Source organism: Pseudoalteromonas sp. SM9913 (assembly GCF_000184065.1).
In the GTDB taxonomy this organism is placed as follows: Bacteria; Pseudomonadota; Gammaproteobacteria; order Enterobacterales; family Alteromonadaceae; genus Pseudoalteromonas; species Pseudoalteromonas tetraodonis.
The window spans coordinates 1,046,308-1,062,260 of record NC_014803.1 but is presented as its reverse complement, the minus strand read 5'-3'; the positions used below and the strand labels follow the sequence as shown (position 1 = coordinate 1,062,260).

Genomic DNA, 15,953 nt, shown 5'->3' with positions numbered 1-15,953 from the left:
CTTAATTGTTGATCTCATCGTTTTCTTCACGCTTATAAATATATGTTTGCTGCGTTTTAAAACCAAAGCCAATGGGTTGTTTATCATTCACTAGCTTAATTTTACCATCTACCACTTTTAAGCCAGGTCCTGTAATTTCTATTGGCTTAAGTGGATTTTCAGCTTGTTCCCCTTTGATCCCAGGACCAATTAGAAAAAACTGGCTCTCTTCGATAACATCTTCCTCTGGATTATCATCACATTTTCCATCATTGTTAGAATCAGCACAGGAATTAGTCGCACCAAAATAAAGCTGTGGTGTATCTGGCACATCATAACTGGTTGCAAATTTTAGTTGTTCATACACTTTAGTACCGTAATGCAAATGAAAAGCATAAAGTGCGCCGCCACCGCCACTTAAAGAACATTGATTCTCTACAACTTCATCAGATGCTGGCGTGAAAGAGGTAAAATAAGCAACCCCACCAACAACGGTAGCTGCAGCTAATGACTTTTCACCTTTCGCTAGCTCATAACGCCACCCTTTCTTTTTCGCCAGTTCAGCTTCAACAAGGGTGAAACCATCTAAGTCATCTAAAGTATTACCAAAGGGGTCACTATTCATCACCATTAAATCTGCAGGCACAATTGGCGCAGGAGCATTAGTTTTAAATGAACGCGTCAGAGTATTCTCATCACGGATCATAAACAATTGATCTTGCTCGTTTGTATTCGTTGGTTTTGAACGGTTACCGCTGCCAATAACAACTGCATCATAAGGAGTATCTAAACGAGTAATCACTTTATTACCATTAACCGTGGTCTCTGTTACTTTACTAAACAAAGTACGCGCAACCAATGGCTTATAAAAGAAGCGTCTATCTTGAGTATCTTGATTACTACCTAGCTCTGCAAGTTTGAAATGGCTAAACTCACTGCTATCTTCTCCAGGCATATCAATTCGCCAAATATTACCACCGGTATCTGAAGCATATATTCTGTCAATATAGCCATCATAATCTGAATCAAGCGTAGTTAAATCAGCAGCAATGCTGTGTTTACCTTTAAAGCCATTACTGTCTGGGGTTAACGCCCAAACTAAGCTGCCTGTTTTTGCCTCAACAATATAAATACCACGCCCTTTTGAGTCCTCTGCTCTTATTGCCGCATCTTTATTTGTATCGTAACCCGCGCCAAACACAAGCAAAGGCTTATTACCAAAAGCTTTAATATAAGCTATTTGTGGCTTTGACCACGTTTGTGCCAATTCAGTAAAGTCGCCTTTACCCCCTTCAATTGGTTTGCTCCAAAGACGTTTTGGCTGATTAGGATTTGTAATATCTAAACCATAGTAGTTTTTACCACCACGGCGCATTCCAGCAAAAGCCCATACCTCGTCTCCTTTGCTAGCATCTATAATACCGTCATTCAAACCTTCACTATTTAAGCTTTTATTACTAAAGTAGACACTGATAGGGCCATCCATACCATATACTTTACTATCTGCTTGTTTATTTCTAAGTGGTTTAATAATGTCAAACAGTGCTGAAGGTATAAATGCCCAACTTTCACTTACAGTCTCACCGGCATCTTTAAACATATGTAAGAAGCCAGCATTTGTCCCTATGAGGATGCGAATATCATCATTACCATAATCAATTGCAATTGGTTTTGAATGCAAAGGATCACCAAATATATCAGCGCGTTGGTCTTGTGATGAGCCATCTTTGTCCTCATCATCAACATCTACTCCTCTTGCCCAATTAACATCTTGAGTGGATAAGGTCAGCGGGTTATTAACAATGCCACTGAGAATGTCACTAACAGCCGAAGTATCAAAACTAATAATCGAGCCTTGATTCTCCGTAAATAAATTACGAGCAAGTGGATCTATGGTGCTTAAATAATGGTTTACCCCCCCCTGCGCAACCGCGTTACCATCAGCGGGTTGGCCCGCAGGTAACCAAAATGTTTTTGCCTCTTTTGAAATTAAACCGTCACTATTAAGGGCTTGTTTGTTGGTTGCATCGACTATTTGGCTGCCCGATACCTTTAACTTTTTCAGGTTACCACGCCAGCGCGCCCCGGTTTCTGGATAAAACATAGCAAAATAAATAGCATCACGACTTCGAGTTTGATCTACATTGTTACTCGCCACTGACGGCGATGAAAAACTGTCATTTACTTCACGAATACGAGAAATCGTATTTTTAAGTGCATCAGATAGTTGCGCAGCTGTATTCGCATGTAAGTATTGCCCACCACCGTAATCTGCAGTCTCAGTAAGTAAGTTTTTACCTGAGTCACTCATACCCGTACCAAAACCGATAGGAAATACACGTCCTATGTCAAGTACATTCTTAGTTTTGCTATACAAGTCAACTTTTACATCATCTGTACCGTGAATAATTTTTGCTAGCGCCGCCAAATAGCTGTTACTAACAGCAGGCGGATTACCAGAGAAATAACTATTATGAAGGTTGTATATATCATTATTTCTATTTGAATCGTTGGTTGGATCGCCGTCTGTCATTAAAATAATATTAATACTGTTATCACACCTAAGTGGCTCGCCAGTAACAGGCGCAAAGGGTGATTTATATATCCCTGATGACTCTGCTGTAAAATCTCGTTCATTAGTATTTCCCCCGTAATATACGTTTTGTCCCGTGATATACAGGTAGGCTTCCCAGAGTGTTTCTGTTAATGGAGTTGAACCACTTGCAGGTAACTCTTCTACTTTATTTAGTAAAAATGACTTTTCAGCCCCTACTCTGGCTAAAACATACCCACCATTACTACCATTAAAGCGCATTAAACCAAATTCAATATCATCGTTATCGTTCACTAATTGGGTGATAGCATTTTGCGCAACTCTTAAGCGGCTATCACTACATGTGGGTTCATAATTGTAGTAACTAGTTCTTTTATAACATTGCTCATTTCGTTTATAACTGTCTTTACTTTCAAAGCAATCAACCTCGTAATAACTATTACCGCTTCTTTTATAACAGGCATCACCATCATTTACATCCCATGCCATACTTCCCGATGTATCAAAAATCATGATTACGCGAGGCTTTTCATTGGTTTGTACATTATGATTAACATACAGCTCTATATCTTCAGCGCCTGCTGACATGCTAAGCATTATTCCTATTAAAGAAATGAGTGCTTTATTTAGTATCAGTTTCATTTTAAATCCCCTTGCTTAGGCTAGCCATCTCTTGGGCTACGCCTGTCACAATTGTTAGTTGGTGCTTACTTTTAGAGCCATACTCAATAGTTGTTGAAACTTGTACCATGTTGCATGAGATCCCAGCTGTAAAACTAAAACGACGAGGACATTCTAAATCAAGCACGCCTTTATTTAAGTTAATCATTCTACTTTGCATATCATTATGTTCGGCTATAACCATGCCTTTTTCATTGCCAGACGCCATGGTAGTTACTTCCTCTGGCGTTAAAAAAAATTGATTTGTTGCACCATTGCTCGCTTCATCGGCAATCATGCGCTGCACTTCGCCGATAAGTTCATTTTCGGCAACTTCTCGCTCTTGTGCTGAATTAGTAATTTTAATATCTATACTACTGCTACTCATTAACGTCACTGCAATACCTGTAACGGCTATGACCATTATTAGTGCAGTGATAAGCACCACACCTTGCTGTTTATTTTTCATCGGGATTAAATACGCCATAAATTTGCTCCCACGTTATTTAAACGGATAGTTGTTGTGAATACAGTACGTCTAAAGTTATCTGAAAAAGTAAGGGTGCGTTTATTAGCATCTTCCCCTAATACATAGGTTTGGTTTTTGAGTGTAATACCTGGATCAGGTTGCAGTGCTCTAATCAATAAAAAAACTTGTACCGTTAAAATACCTTTGCGGTTTTCCCAGTCTGTGGCTGTCATGTTATTAATGCTTTTATAGGTATCCACGCGACTGTCGGTGGTGGTATCTAAACCAAACACAAAACGCATATTCTCCACGCCTTCCATTATAGTTTCTGTATTCATAGAACCAGCTACTAAACGTTTTCGCATGAGTGCGGGTACAGTAATACTTTTATTATTGACTGTATAAGTTTGCTCAGCAATATAATAACTATGATGGCTGTAAGGCCAAACACTGGCATTAACATTTAAACTATCAGGGTCGATAACACCTCGAACAAAGCGTGCATTTTCTTGCTCAGCAATAAAGTAATTCTCATCACTTTGCGTTTCATTAACACCTGCGGCATCAACTTCTAGTTGGTGACCTTGTAAAAACTTAACCTGTAAAATATCAGTACCCGCTAAAGGGTTATTAACACAATTAAGTTCACTTGAACTTGCCGCTGTTTTTGCATAAAGGGTTTTAAAATTACTGCTGCTGGTTAAATCAGGAAAGCTGCCATTGTTGAGACCTTCGAAGCAATCACCTGTAGGATTTGTTAATGATGATGTATTTATTGCAGTAAACGAATCATCATAAAATGTTCCCCAAAAGCCTACTTGTTCTATATCGCGTTGCATAATATTAATGGCTAATCGACCAGACTCTTGCAGCTCACCTATTGTCATCGTATCGCGGGTCGTCACTTTCATACCAATATAGGTAAACATTACGCCACCCAAAATTAATCCCCCTATAAATAAAGAGATCATCATTTCAATGAGTGTAAAACCAGCTTGCTTCATCTTAGCTCCTAACGTAAATGTAGCTAGTAAGTACAACTAAACGGCGCCTTTTATCTGCTACACCACAGCTAATTTTGCCTGTTGCTTCACTCGCCTTAAATTCTTGACGACCCTGCCAAGAAACAATGACCTCAATATTAAACGCCTTACCGCCAGAGCCTGCTACCGACTCTGGATTAATACATACGGTGGCACCATCAAGTGATCCCGTATTTTCGCGGGCACGAATAGCACGCTTCCACTGCTCTATATCTAAACTCGCAATTTGTGCATTACTGCATGAACTTGTAAAACAGGTTGTAGAGGAATTAATACTTGTCTCGCTGGTAAACTCAAGGTCGTATAATGTAGCTAGTTGCGGTGTGTCATTAGCCCGTATTCGTTGAATAATATCATTACCAAGCGCAACAGCAGCGGCACGTTGCATTGAGTCAAAACTAGCTTGCTTAGCTTTAGCTTGTAAGGCAACGGCCCCTAATAAACCAAAGCTAAGAATAATAAACGCAATCAGGACCTCAATAAGGGTAAAACCTTTTTGCAATTTAAACGTGCTCAAAGACATAGTAAAACCAAATAATAATTATCTGATACTAAGTGTATGCAATAAAAAAATAGATTCAACTAGGACCACGACCAACGGTTAATTATGTTGATAAGCGGTTAATAGGTCGGTGTGCTAAAGTACGCTTTTTACGCTTTTGAGCGCTCGACGACTAACAGCTAAAAAAGGTGAACACCCTTTGAGTTCAATAACATGTTGATGGTTTTTAAGTGTATGGAGTGCCAAAATTTTATTTTTATTCACTAAGGTATTTCGATGAATTCGCAATATGTGACGAGGATATTGCATTTCAAGTTGCTTTAAACTGTCTTCAATTAGAGCCTCCCCACCATCGAACACAACTTTGGTATACTTTTCCTGTGCATAAAAATAAAAAACATTTTCTATTTTTATACTTCTTACGGTGCCTGCTAATTGATAGGTTATTTTTTCTGTTTGTTGTTGTTGCAGGTGTACTCTGTTTAAACGTCCTAGCTGTTGTAATGCATGTTGCAAACTTTTTTCTGATATAGGTTTTACCAAATATCCGGCTGCATTTAACTGCATCGCATCAAGTGCATGCTCAGGATGAGCGGTTATAAAAATAATCGCCGGAGGTACCGCTAGATCATTGAGTTGATTGGCCACTTCGATGCCATTTAAGCCTGGCATATCAATATCTAAAAACACTAAATCAGGCTGCTGCTTTTTCATTTGTGTTAAAGCGTCGTTGCCATTACTAGCCTCTCCTTGCACATGAATGGATGTATGGTTCTCAGCGAGTAAACGCTTCAATCGTGCCCTTGCTAAGGGTTCATCATCTACAATCAATACATTCATAACGTATTCTCTGCTTGTTTTGGGATGACTACTTTGACTCTAAATTGATTATCTTTGTTGGTTATTGTCAGTTGCGCCCGACCTTTATAATAAATACTTAAACGAGAACGAATATTATCAAGAGCCATACCGTTATGCTCTCTAGTATTTTCAGTTTCAGTAGGTACAGGATTAGTTACAATTAAGGTTAAATAATGTGTTGTCACATGCAGTTCAATACTTATAGTAGCACCACTTTGGCTTGGCTCAATGCCATGACATACTGCGTTCTCTACCAAAGGTTGTAATGTTAGATATGGAATATAGAGCGCAGGGAGATGTTCTGGTAATAACCACTCAACCTTTAAGCGCTCTGCAAAGCGCCATGATTCAAGCGCAATATACTGTTTAGTTAATGTTATTTCATCACTGAGTAATACACTTTGACCTGAACGCATTGCAGCTTGAGACAGCGCTGCTAGTGCTAAAATTGCATGCTCTGCAGCCTCAACGTCATGATGCGTTAATTCTGCCGCCGTATTCAAGCTATTATATAAAAAGTGGGGTCGGATCCGTGCCTGCAAAGCATCAAGTTCTGCACGAGAAAGTGCTTTGGTTTGCTGCTCTTTTTCAAAATGAATAAGCAAAAATTGTACAAACAGTAAGGTAAGCAAAAATACAATAATGCAATTACGCAGCACAAAAAACGTCAGTTGTTTTTCGTTTTCAATATCAAAAGCAATATGAGAAAACACCAGACTAAATACAGCAGTACTGAGACTATATGAAGCAATAAAAAAACTGATCTGAATAAACTGAGTCTGTTTTGCGAGTAATCGACGACAAAGATATAAAAAAGAGGTACTGACCAGCACAGTTACATGGAGAAACAAACTGATCGCCCCCAAATGCAGCCATATGTCATCGCCAGCATTAGGAGCAAAAGCTAATATAATAGCCACAACCTGTGTTACTACGAGGGATGCAAGCACACCACGCTCATTAAAAAGGGCCGAAAAAAGTAACGCATCTGGTGACAGTTGCTTACCCATTCGACCCTCCTTTTATGATTTATCTCTAAATTAACGCAGCTCTACTGGTACAGCAAAAACAATGTTTTCTTCTTCACCAGGATTTTCTGTTACTTGGTTACCACCGAGCTCTTTTAAGCGGGTAATCACTTGCTGCACTAGCACTTCAGGTGCTGAGGCGCCTGCGGTAACCCCCACACTATTGATACCATCAAACCATGACGCTTCAACATTGCTGGCATCGTCAATTAAGTACGCACGCGTACCCATTTTATCAGCTAGTTCTCGTAAACGATTGGAGTTAGAGCTATTTTTAGCGCCTACAACCAATAGCACATCGACTTTGTCTGCTAAGTCACGTACTGCATCTTGACGGTTTTGAGTTGCATAACAAATATCATCTTTACGCGGACCATCAATAGCAGGAAACTTGCTGCGTAAAGCATCAATCACATCCGCAGTATCATCTACCGACAAGGTTGTTTGGCTGCAATAAAAAAGGTTATCTGCATTCTTAACATCAAGCTTTAACACGTCATCAACGGTTTCAACTAGGTAAATGCCACCTTGTTGATTGTCGTATTGACCCATAGTGCCCTCAACCTCGGGGTGTCCATGGTGACCAATTAAAATGCATTCAATGCCTTTTCTGCTGGCACGGGTAACTTCCATATGCACTTTAGTCACTAACGGGCAGGTTGCATCAAATACTTTAAGCTCACGGCGTTTTGCTTCACTGCGTACAGCCTGTGATACACCATGAGCACTAAATATAACAATACTGTCATCCGGTACCTGATCAAGCTCTTCAACAAACACAGCGCCGCGATTTTTTAAGCCATCAACCACATAACGATTGTGTACCACTTCATGGCGCACATAGATTGGTTTTTCAAAAATATCTAAAGCGCGCTCAACAATGCTAATTGCGCGGTCAACACCGGCGCAAAAGCCTCGTGGATTAGCTAATAATATTTCCATTAACCTTGCACCTCAATAATATCAACTTCAAACGTTAAGCGCTGGCCCGCTAATGGGTGATTAAAATCGATAGTAACTGACTCGCCTTGCACTTCACGCACCAAACCCGGAAGCTCGGTGCCATCAGGTTGAGTAAACGCAATAATAGCACCTACTTTAGCCGGCGTTTCTACACCAAACTTACTACGATCTACATAATAAATATTATCTGGGTTTGGTTGACCAAAGGCATCTTCCGGCTCAAGCTCAAATGTTTTGCTCTCACCGGCCGTTAGGCCAAGTAAACATTTTTCAAAATTAGCGGTTAAGCTGCCATCACCCATAGTGAGCTTAGCCGGCTTGTTATGCACTTTCGTTGAGTCAGCGGCAGAGCCATCTTCTAGTTTAATAGAAAAATGAAAAATAACGTCTGAGTTTTCACCAATTACAGCTTGGCTCATGCTTTATGCTCCTTTGGATTTTCGCCGGTAAAGGCGTCAAATAGTAATAATGCAGCACCAATACAAATAGCGCAGTCTGCAATATTAAATACGGGAAAATGTGAGTCTTCGTAAAACACATGTAAAAAATCAATAACGTAACCATAAGCAATGCGGTCGTACAAGTTACCAATAGCACCGGCTAAAACTAACGAGTAAGCACCACATAATACTTTATTAGACGCTGGAAGACGTTTTAACCACCACACCAACAAACAACTAATCGCGATTGCTATTGCACTTAAAAACCAACGCTGCCAGCCACCCGCTTCGCTTAAAAAGCTATAGGCTGCACCGTAGTTATGTACATAAGTGATGCTAAAAACAGGCAGTAAATTAATTGACTCACCATAAGCCATGGTGTTTACAACCAGTGTTTTACTGGCAAAGTCTATTACAAGCAGTAATAGACTCAACCAAAGCCACACTAAACCACTTTTTTGGGTTAGTTTGCTCACTAAAAACAACTCCTAAGCGAATTGACGCTTTTCACCTTCACCGTCAACGTTACTTACACAACGACCACAAATTTCGGGATGAGCAGGCTCAACACCTACATCTTCACTGTAATGCCAACAACGTTCACACTTTTTAGCATCTGTTGCTGATACGCTAATGTATAAGCCATCAATTTCAGTAGTTTGTGAATCTGCAGGTTGACTGTCTACCTCGGTAACGTTAACCGCAGAGGTTAACAACACAAAACGTAGCTCATCGCCTAACGCCGCAAGTTTTGCTGCAAGCTCTTTGCTGGCAAACAGGTTTACGGTTGCTTGTAATGTTGCGCCAATCACATCTTCTTTACGTGCAGCTTCTAACAGACGGTTCACTTCGTCACGCACATTTAAAATAGCTTGCCAGTCTTCATTACTAAACTTGGTCGTTGTTGGTGCTTGTAATCCCTCATACCATGTTGAAGTAAATACATAGTCACTGCGCTCACCTGGAAGTGCTTCCCAAATTTCTTGCGCTGTAAAGCTCATGATTGGCGCCATCCAGCGAGTCATAGCTTCAGCAATATGATAAAGCGCTGTTTGACAAGAACGACGTGCATGGCTGTCGCTTTTTGCCGTGTACTGACGGTCTTTTATAACGTCTAAGTAGAACGAACCAAGCTCACCGGTACAGAAGTTCATTAGCTTTTGCGTTACTAATAGCATTTGGTAGCTATCGTAAGCCGCTAAAATATCATCTTGTAACTGTGCTGCGCGCCCTACAATCCACTTATCAAGCTCAACCATATCATCAACAGCAACTTGATCCGTTTTTGGATCAAAACCACTTAGGTTAGCAAGTAAGTAACGGCTGGTGTTACGAATACGACGGTAACGATCTGCCGAACGTTTGAATATTTCATCGGATACGGTCATTTCTGCTGTGTAATCAGTTGATGCTACCCATAAACGTAAAATATCAGCGCCCAGTTTATTCATCACATTTTGTGGCGAAATAACATTGCCTAATGACTTAGACATTTTGCGGCCGTTTTCATCAACCGTAAAGCCATGCGTAAGCACTTGCTTGTATGGTGCATGACCATTAATTGCCACTGAAGTCATCATTGATGACATAAACCAACCACGGTGTTGATCAGAACCTTCAAGGTATAAATCTGCAGGACCAACTAAATCTTCACGCGCATCAACAACACAGGCATGAGTCACACCTGAGTCAAACCACACATCTAGCGTGTCTTGTACTTTCATGTACTGTTTAGCGTCTTCTTCACCTAGCAAAGTAGCAGGCTCTAGGTCATACCATGCTTGAATACCTGATTTTTCGACAAGTACTGCAGCTTGTTCAATCAGCTCTTGAGTATTTGGGTGTAATGCACCCGTGTCTTTATCAACAAACAATGCAATAGGTACACCCCACGTACGTTGACGCGAAATACACCAATCAGGGCGGCCTTCAACCATGTTGGCAATACGGCTTTCGCCCCATTCAGGTAACCATTGAGTATTTTTAATTTCAGCCAGTGAATCTTTGCGTAAGTTAGCCTGATCCATGCTAACAAACCATTGTGGTGTGGCACGGAAGATAATAGGCGTTTTATGGCGCCAACAATGTGGGTAGCTATGAGTTAATGCATGATGATGCATTAAGGCATTATTTTCTTTTAATACCTCAATTACACTCGCATTGGCTTTAAACACATGTTGACCGGCAAATAATTCAGTGTCAGGTAAGTACACTCCGTTTGCGCCAACTGGGTTAGCTACTTCAAGATTATACTCAAGGCCTGCCACGAAATCTTCTTGACCATGACCAGGTGCAGTATGTACAACACCCGTACCAGAATCTGTGGTTACGTGTTCAGCTACAATAACCGGTACGTTAAAGTCATAAAATGGGTGTGCAACGTTTAAGTTTTCAAGTGCTGCACCTTTAACATAGCCAAGGATATGGAAGTGGTTAAAGCCAAAACGATCCATCGCATCTTTAACAAGCTCAGAACCTAAAATCAGACGCTGCTGAGCACCTTCATCGTCTACTTGTACTAGCGCGTATTCTAAATCAGCATGCACAGCAACCGCACGGTTAGCTGGCAAAGTCCACGGTGTCGTAGTCCAAATAACAGTCCCTACACTGCCAGTGCCTTGATGACCATCAGCTAAGTTAAACGCATTTACTACTGCGTCTTGATCAGCAAAAGTAAAACGTACATCGATAGCTGGCGATTGTTTATCTTGGTATTCAACTTCTGCTTCTGCTAATGCAGAGCCACAATCTGTACACCAATGCACAGGTTTTGCGCCTTTATGTAGATGGCCATTTTTTATAATGCGACCTAGTACACGAATTGCATTGGCTTCAAAGTCAAAGTTCATGGTTAGGTAAGGCTTATCCCAATCACCAAAAACGCCTAAACGTTTAAAGTCTACTTTTTGACCTTCCACTTGCTTTTTAGCATAGGCACGACATTTTTCGCGAAATTCTGCAGCAGTTACCTTAACACCGGGTTTACCGACTTTTTTCTCAACCATTAACTCGATTGGTAAACCATGACAGTCCCAACCCGGTACGTATGGCGCATCGAAGTCTGATAAGGTTTTAGACTTAACAATAATATCTTTTAATATTTTATTTACTGAATGGCCTAAATGGATATCGCCGTTTGCATACGGAGGGCCGTCATGCAAAATGAAAGTTTTTTTACCTTTCTTTGCGCTGCGAATTTGACCATACAGGTCGTCTTCATACCATGCTTTAAGCATTTTTGGTTCACGTTGTGCCAAATTGCCACGCATTGGAAACATTGTTTCCGGTAAATTCAAAGTATGTTTGTAGTCGCTCATTAATCCTACTTTCCGTCTCTATCGGCTACCTAATTTAAACCAAAACACTGCTTAGCGGCGGCAACATCGGTTGCTATTTGTGCCGTCAGTTGTGTTAATGTCTCGAATTTTTTCTCGTTGCGGAGTTTTTCAATCAACTCCACATGCATAAATTGTCCATAAATATCTTGTGCAAAATCAAAAAGATGAACTTCTAATAAGGCACGAGTTCCATTAAACGTGGGTTTGTTTCCAATGTTAGCCACCCCAAAAACTTGCTTTCCTGCGATCATCACTTGAACCGCAAATACACCATTGACCGGACAAACTTGACGTTTTAGCGCAATATTTGCCGTTCTAAAACCCAGTTCGCGGCCTTTTTTCCAGCCATGAATAACACGTCCAGATATTGCATAATTATGCCCAAGCATAACTTTTGCACTAACTAGGTCACCTTCTGCAAGCGCCTCTCGTATCAAGGTGCTGCTTACTCTAGCATTTAATTGCCTAAAGCTGGCAGTGCTTTTAACACTCATTCCCGCTTGGGTGCCCATAGTTGCCAATAGACTAAAGTTACCTTGGCGCTGTTTACCAAACCTAAAATCATCACCAACCGTTAATGCTTTAACGCCCAGCTTTTTAATTAAAATATCGCTAACAAACTGCTCAGCATGCATGTTTGCAAAAGCCTGATTAAAGCTAATACAAATAACGCGTTCAATTCCTAAGTTACTCAATAGGCGTAGTTTATCACGCAGTCGAGTCAGCCTAGCCGGAGCGTTATTTTTTGCAAAAAACTCTTGTGGCTGAGGCTCAAATAACATTACGGTGCTGGGTAAATTATTTTCTTTTGCATCAGCTAAAAGCCCTTTTAATACGGCAGCATGACCCAAATGAACACCATCAAAATTACCAATGGTCAGCACACAACCAAAGTGTTGTGGGCGTATATTGTGTATACCTCTAATTAACTCCATGCCACCTAATGCCTTTTTCAGCGAGCGATAAAATGCGACCTCGGGCCGCAGAGTGTCCGATTATAATCTTTTTTTTAATTTGATTCAGTAATTGCTACACTTTTTATCGTATTTAGTCTAACACCCATCAAAAACAACATAAAAAAGTAACTAACAATCGCAATAATTAATAACACAACCAATAACATAACTTGTTCGCTAAAGTGCCAACTAACCCAGTCATATTGCCTACTAGTAAACCAAACCAATGCGCCCATTGTTATACTTGCCAACAAACACTTCAAAGTGAAGTAGCCACTCATGCTGGAAAACTGATAAACATTCTCTTTTTTAAGCTGTCGGTACAGTAAGTAGGCATTACAACTAGCCGACATAGAGGTTGCCAGGGCTAAGCCTAAATAGCCAATAAAGGGCGCCAGCATAATATTAAACACCATGTTAAGCACCAAAGTGACAATACCAATGCGCACCGGTGTTTTCGTATCTTGGCGAGAATAAAACCCAGGCGCCAACACTTTAATTAACATAAAACTGACTAATCCCACCGAGTAGGCAACCACCCCTAAGCTCACTGCCTTAACGTGATCAATGCCAGCCTCTTTAAACGCACCGTGATCAAACAGCACGGTAATAATCAACGGGCTAATAATCATCAACCCTATCATGGCCGGGAGCCCTAAAAAAATAACCAATCGCACTCCCCAATCTAGGGTATGTTGAAAGTCGCTACTTTTTTTACTGCTGTGTAATTTTGATAGCGCAGGTAAAATAACCGTCGCAATACCAATACCAAATAAACCAAGTGGGAATTCAATCAGTCTATCTGAGTAATACAGCCAAGCGATAGAGCCTGTCATCAATAATGAAGCTATTACCGTATCGAGTAATAAGTTAATTTGACTAATTGATACACCAAATAACGCTGGGAGCATTAATTTACGTACTTTTTTAACATTTTCGTCTTGCCAACCCCATCGCGGGCGGGCCAACATTTTTGCTTTATATAAAAACGGCAGTTGAAATAATAGCTGTACCACGCCCCCTAAAAATACGCCTATTGCTAATGCATATGCACCAACAGAAAATTGGTCATGCAATAAAATGGCACAACCAATAATAGAAACATTAAGTAATACAGGAGTAAATGCGGCAACTGCAAAACGGTTGTACACATTCATTACTGCGCCACTAAGCGCCACTAAGCTTACAAAAAATAAATAAGGAAAGGTCAGCTTTAATAGTGAACTGGCAAGCTCAAACTTTTCTGCGTCAGGGCCACCTTGCCACCAATCAATAAACCAACCAGTGCCGAATAAAGCAGCAATAACAGGTGACGCTATCACACCAAAGAGCGTCACTATCAGTAAAATAGTGCCTAACGTGCCGGCGGCTTGGGCAACAAATATTCTGACCTTCTCATCGCCTTGCTGCTGTTTAATTTCACTTAATACCGGTACAAACGCCTGTGCAAAAGCCCCTTCAGCAAATAAACGGCGTAAAAAATTAGGAATACGGTTTGCAAATAAAAACACATCGGCAGCAGCCCCTGCCCCCAACAAGTTAGCTACGACGGCATCTCGTACTAGCCCTAAAATACGCGAGATCATTGTCATTGCACTTACAATCATCCCGGAACGAAACAAACCTTTTGACACTATAAATCCATATTAAAAATCAGCAATTAAGTTAATTATGCCATAGTCTTTTTTATAAATCGCTTTAAAGCACTAGGCTCGAACCCCTTGCTTTGTTACAATAGCGGCATTAACTGCTAAAGCGGCAAATTGATGTTCGTTATAAGGAGCAGTTTTTCTTGGATTGTTAAAATTAAATTGACATTCATGATAAAAACAGGCATATTCCACGGCCTTTAATTTAAGCTTTATTTAAGATTGTTAGGAGCAAACCTTGGCTAACATCAAGTCTGCAAAAAAACGCGCTATCACAAGCGAAAAAAACCGTCAGCACAACGCAAGCCGTCGTTCAATGATGCGTACTTACTTCAAAAAAGTAATCGTAGCTATTGAAGCTGGCGATAAAGAAGCTGCACAGCAAGCTTTTTCTGTTGCTACACCTATCCTAGACCGTTACGCAACTAAGGGTCTAATCCACAAAAACAAAGCTGCTCGTCATAAGAGCCGTTTAGCTGCTAAAATTAAAGCGCTATAATTTGTTTTTGCAAGATTAAAAAAACCGGCTTTTGCCGGTTTTTTTTTGCCCAAAATAAATACGCTTTTTAAACGTTATCGAGCTCTGGATAAAACTTTTTCAGCATCGCCGCAATTTTCTTCGGAGAAAAAGGCTTAACCACAAATCCTTTTGCCCCTCTATCTATTGCATCCTTCACATTTTCAACGCCTGAATGCGCCGACACCATCACCACGTTTGTCTCTGGTGATAACTCATTTATCTGCGCAATAAGCTCTTTACCATCGCCGTCAGGTAGCTCTATATCTAAAAATATAATGTTAAAGTTTGCTGCACGGCATTCACTTATGCACTGCGCGGCCGTAGACGCTTCTTTTACATTCTCTATCCCTAAATGCATCAATGTTTGACTTAGAAAGCTACGCACCGTGCTAACATCATCAACTATTAAAATAGATAGCTGCGTATTCATATATAATCCTTATAGGCTAAAAGCCGTGTCTGCGAAATTGGTGATTTGCTTAAAATACAAATATTTACTTTATTATAGAGAGCTAAGCCAAAAAGGCCAGATTTGCTTTATGTCGAAAAATACAAAAAAGAGTCGTCGCAAAAAAAAAAAGCGGCCTATGTTAAACCAATACTTAGTAACAAGCCTGCAAACCTTAGCTCACAATCAAACCCGCGCGCAGTAGGTGTAAAACGTGGCGCCAAACTAACCGCATTTTTTATTTTCACGATATTATTACTTATATTTGTTTTAGCGCCAAAGCCTAGTTTACTCACCTATAAAAAATCAGCCATGGTTAGCAAAAGTATTTATTGGCCAGGGCTATTTGCCAATAAACCAAAGCTACTGGATTCAACGCTGCACCCTAGACTAGATAAGCATCGCAGAACACTATACCTCTGTGTAGATCTTCAGCAACCACAAAGCTGCCAAAAATATCATGTTATTGCTGAAGAGGGATTATTTTCGGTATTAATGACCTACCTTTAGCATTAAAAAAACTAATCTGAAAATTTAAAATTA

Annotated in this window: 15 protein-coding genes; 2 read left to right on the top strand and 13 right to left on the bottom strand. The window is 40.3% G+C overall.

Annotated elements, in window-relative coordinates:
- Window position 1: 1 nt before the first annotated feature.
- The 12 genes from PSM_RS04905 to murJ form a co-directional block, all read right to left on the bottom strand.
- Window positions 2-3,175, bottom strand: a complete 3,174-nt coding sequence (locus PSM_RS04905; RefSeq protein ID WP_013464479.1) for a pilus assembly protein — start codon at window positions 3,173-3,175, stop codon at window positions 2-4.
- A 1-nt stretch (window position 3,176) separates the two neighbouring features.
- Window positions 3,177-3,680 (bottom strand): hypothetical protein, encoded by a 504-nt coding sequence (locus PSM_RS04900; RefSeq protein ID WP_016899436.1) that lies wholly within the window; start codon window positions 3,678-3,680, stop codon window positions 3,177-3,179.
- Complete coding sequence (locus PSM_RS04895) at window positions 3,668-4,666, bottom strand: PilW family protein (RefSeq protein ID WP_013464477.1); 999 nt, start codon at window positions 4,664-4,666, stop codon at window positions 3,668-3,670. Before PSM_RS04895 ends, PSM_RS04900 begins: the two co-directional genes overlap by 13 nt.
- A 1-nt stretch (window position 4,667) precedes the next feature.
- Window positions 4,668-5,228, bottom strand: a complete 561-nt coding sequence (pilV, locus tag PSM_RS04890; protein ID WP_013464476.1) for a type IV pilus modification protein PilV — start codon at window positions 5,226-5,228, stop codon at window positions 4,668-4,670.
- A 114-nt stretch (window positions 5,229-5,342) separates the two neighbouring features.
- Window positions 5,343-6,047: a LytR/AlgR family response regulator transcription factor gene (locus PSM_RS04885; protein ID WP_013464475.1), complete on the bottom strand. Its 705-nt coding sequence runs from the start codon at window positions 6,045-6,047 to the stop codon at window positions 5,343-5,345.
- Window positions 6,044-7,078, bottom strand: a complete 1,035-nt coding sequence (locus PSM_RS04880) for a sensor histidine kinase (RefSeq protein ID WP_013464474.1) — start codon at window positions 7,076-7,078, stop codon at window positions 6,044-6,046. Before PSM_RS04880 ends, PSM_RS04885 begins: the two co-directional genes overlap by 4 nt.
- Window positions 7,079-7,108: 30 nt before the next feature.
- Complete coding sequence (ispH, locus tag PSM_RS04875) at window positions 7,109-8,038, bottom strand: 4-hydroxy-3-methylbut-2-enyl diphosphate reductase (protein ID WP_013464473.1); 930 nt, start codon at window positions 8,036-8,038, stop codon at window positions 7,109-7,111.
- A complete protein-coding gene (fkpB, locus tag PSM_RS04870) occupies window positions 8,038-8,478 on the bottom strand; it encodes an FKBP-type peptidyl-prolyl cis-trans isomerase (protein WP_013464472.1) in 441 nt (146 codons plus the stop codon). The genes ispH and fkpB overlap by 1 nt, the downstream gene beginning before the upstream one ends.
- Window positions 8,475-8,975, bottom strand: coding sequence for a signal peptidase II (gene lspA / locus PSM_RS04865; protein ID WP_013464471.1), 501 nt, complete (start codon window positions 8,973-8,975; stop codon window positions 8,475-8,477). Before lspA ends, fkpB begins: the two co-directional genes overlap by 4 nt.
- A gap of 12 nt (window positions 8,976-8,987) precedes the next feature.
- Complete coding sequence (ileS, locus tag PSM_RS04860; protein ID WP_013464470.1) at window positions 8,988-11,816, bottom strand: isoleucine--tRNA ligase; 2,829 nt, start codon at window positions 11,814-11,816, stop codon at window positions 8,988-8,990.
- Window positions 11,817-11,845: 29 nt separating this feature from the next.
- Window positions 11,846-12,772, bottom strand: coding sequence for a bifunctional riboflavin kinase/FAD synthetase (gene ribF, locus PSM_RS04855; protein ID WP_010391271.1), 927 nt, complete (start codon window positions 12,770-12,772; stop codon window positions 11,846-11,848).
- Between the two features lie 74 nt (window positions 12,773-12,846).
- A complete protein-coding gene (gene murJ, locus PSM_RS04850; protein WP_013464469.1) occupies window positions 12,847-14,385 on the bottom strand; it encodes a murein biosynthesis integral membrane protein MurJ in 1,539 nt (512 codons plus the stop codon).
- Between the two features lie 295 nt (window positions 14,386-14,680).
- Here murJ and rpsT point away from each other — a divergent pair, with 295 nt between their 5' ends.
- Window positions 14,681-14,941, top strand: coding sequence for a 30S ribosomal protein S20 (rpsT, locus tag PSM_RS04845; RefSeq protein ID WP_008114420.1), 261 nt, complete (start codon window positions 14,681-14,683; stop codon window positions 14,939-14,941).
- A 67-nt stretch (window positions 14,942-15,008) separates the two neighbouring features.
- On the opposite strand, the gene PSM_RS04840 is transcribed toward rpsT, so the two are convergent.
- On the bottom strand, window positions 15,009-15,392 hold the full coding sequence (locus tag PSM_RS04840) for a response regulator (protein WP_008114419.1): 384 nt from the start codon (window positions 15,390-15,392) through the stop codon (window positions 15,009-15,011).
- A 102-nt stretch (window positions 15,393-15,494) separates the two neighbouring features.
- Between PSM_RS04840 and PSM_RS04835 the strand changes: the two genes are divergently transcribed.
- Window positions 15,495-15,920, top strand: coding sequence for a hypothetical protein (locus tag PSM_RS04835; protein WP_013464467.1), 426 nt, complete (start codon window positions 15,495-15,497; stop codon window positions 15,918-15,920).
- Window positions 15,921-15,953 lie beyond the last annotated feature (33 nt).

Coding starts and splice junctions, on each gene's coding strand:
- PSM_RS04905 (WP_013464479.1), bottom strand. CDS start 3,175: ATGAAACTGATACTAAATAAAGCACTCATTTCTTTAATAGGAATAATG.
- PSM_RS04900 (WP_016899436.1), bottom strand. CDS start 3,680: ATGGCGTATTTAATCCCGATGAAAAATAAACAGCAAGGTGTGGTGCTT.
- PSM_RS04895 (WP_013464477.1), bottom strand. CDS start 4,666: ATGAAGCAAGCTGGTTTTACACTCATTGAAATGATGATCTCTTTATTT.
- pilV (WP_013464476.1), bottom strand. CDS start 5,228: ATGTCTTTGAGCACGTTTAAATTGCAAAAAGGTTTTACCCTTATTGAG.
- PSM_RS04885 (WP_013464475.1), bottom strand. CDS start 6,047: ATGAATGTATTGATTGTAGATGATGAACCCTTAGCAAGGGCACGATTG.
- PSM_RS04880 (WP_013464474.1), bottom strand. CDS start 7,078: ATGGGTAAGCAACTGTCACCAGATGCGTTACTTTTTTCGGCCCTTTTT.
- ispH (WP_013464473.1), bottom strand. CDS start 8,038: ATGGAAATATTATTAGCTAATCCACGAGGCTTTTGCGCCGGTGTTGAC.
- fkpB (WP_013464472.1), bottom strand. CDS start 8,478: ATGAGCCAAGCTGTAATTGGTGAAAACTCAGACGTTATTTTTCATTTT.
- ileS (WP_013464470.1), bottom strand. CDS start 11,816: ATGAGCGACTACAAACATACTTTGAATTTACCGGAAACAATGTTTCCA.
- ribF (WP_010391271.1), bottom strand. CDS start 12,772: ATGGAGTTAATTAGAGGTATACACAATATACGCCCACAACACTTTGGT.
- murJ (WP_013464469.1), bottom strand. CDS start 14,385: ATGACAATGATCTCGCGTATTTTAGGGCTAGTACGAGATGCCGTCGTA.
- PSM_RS04840 (WP_008114419.1), bottom strand. CDS start 15,392: ATGAATACGCAGCTATCTATTTTAATAGTTGATGATGTTAGCACGGTG.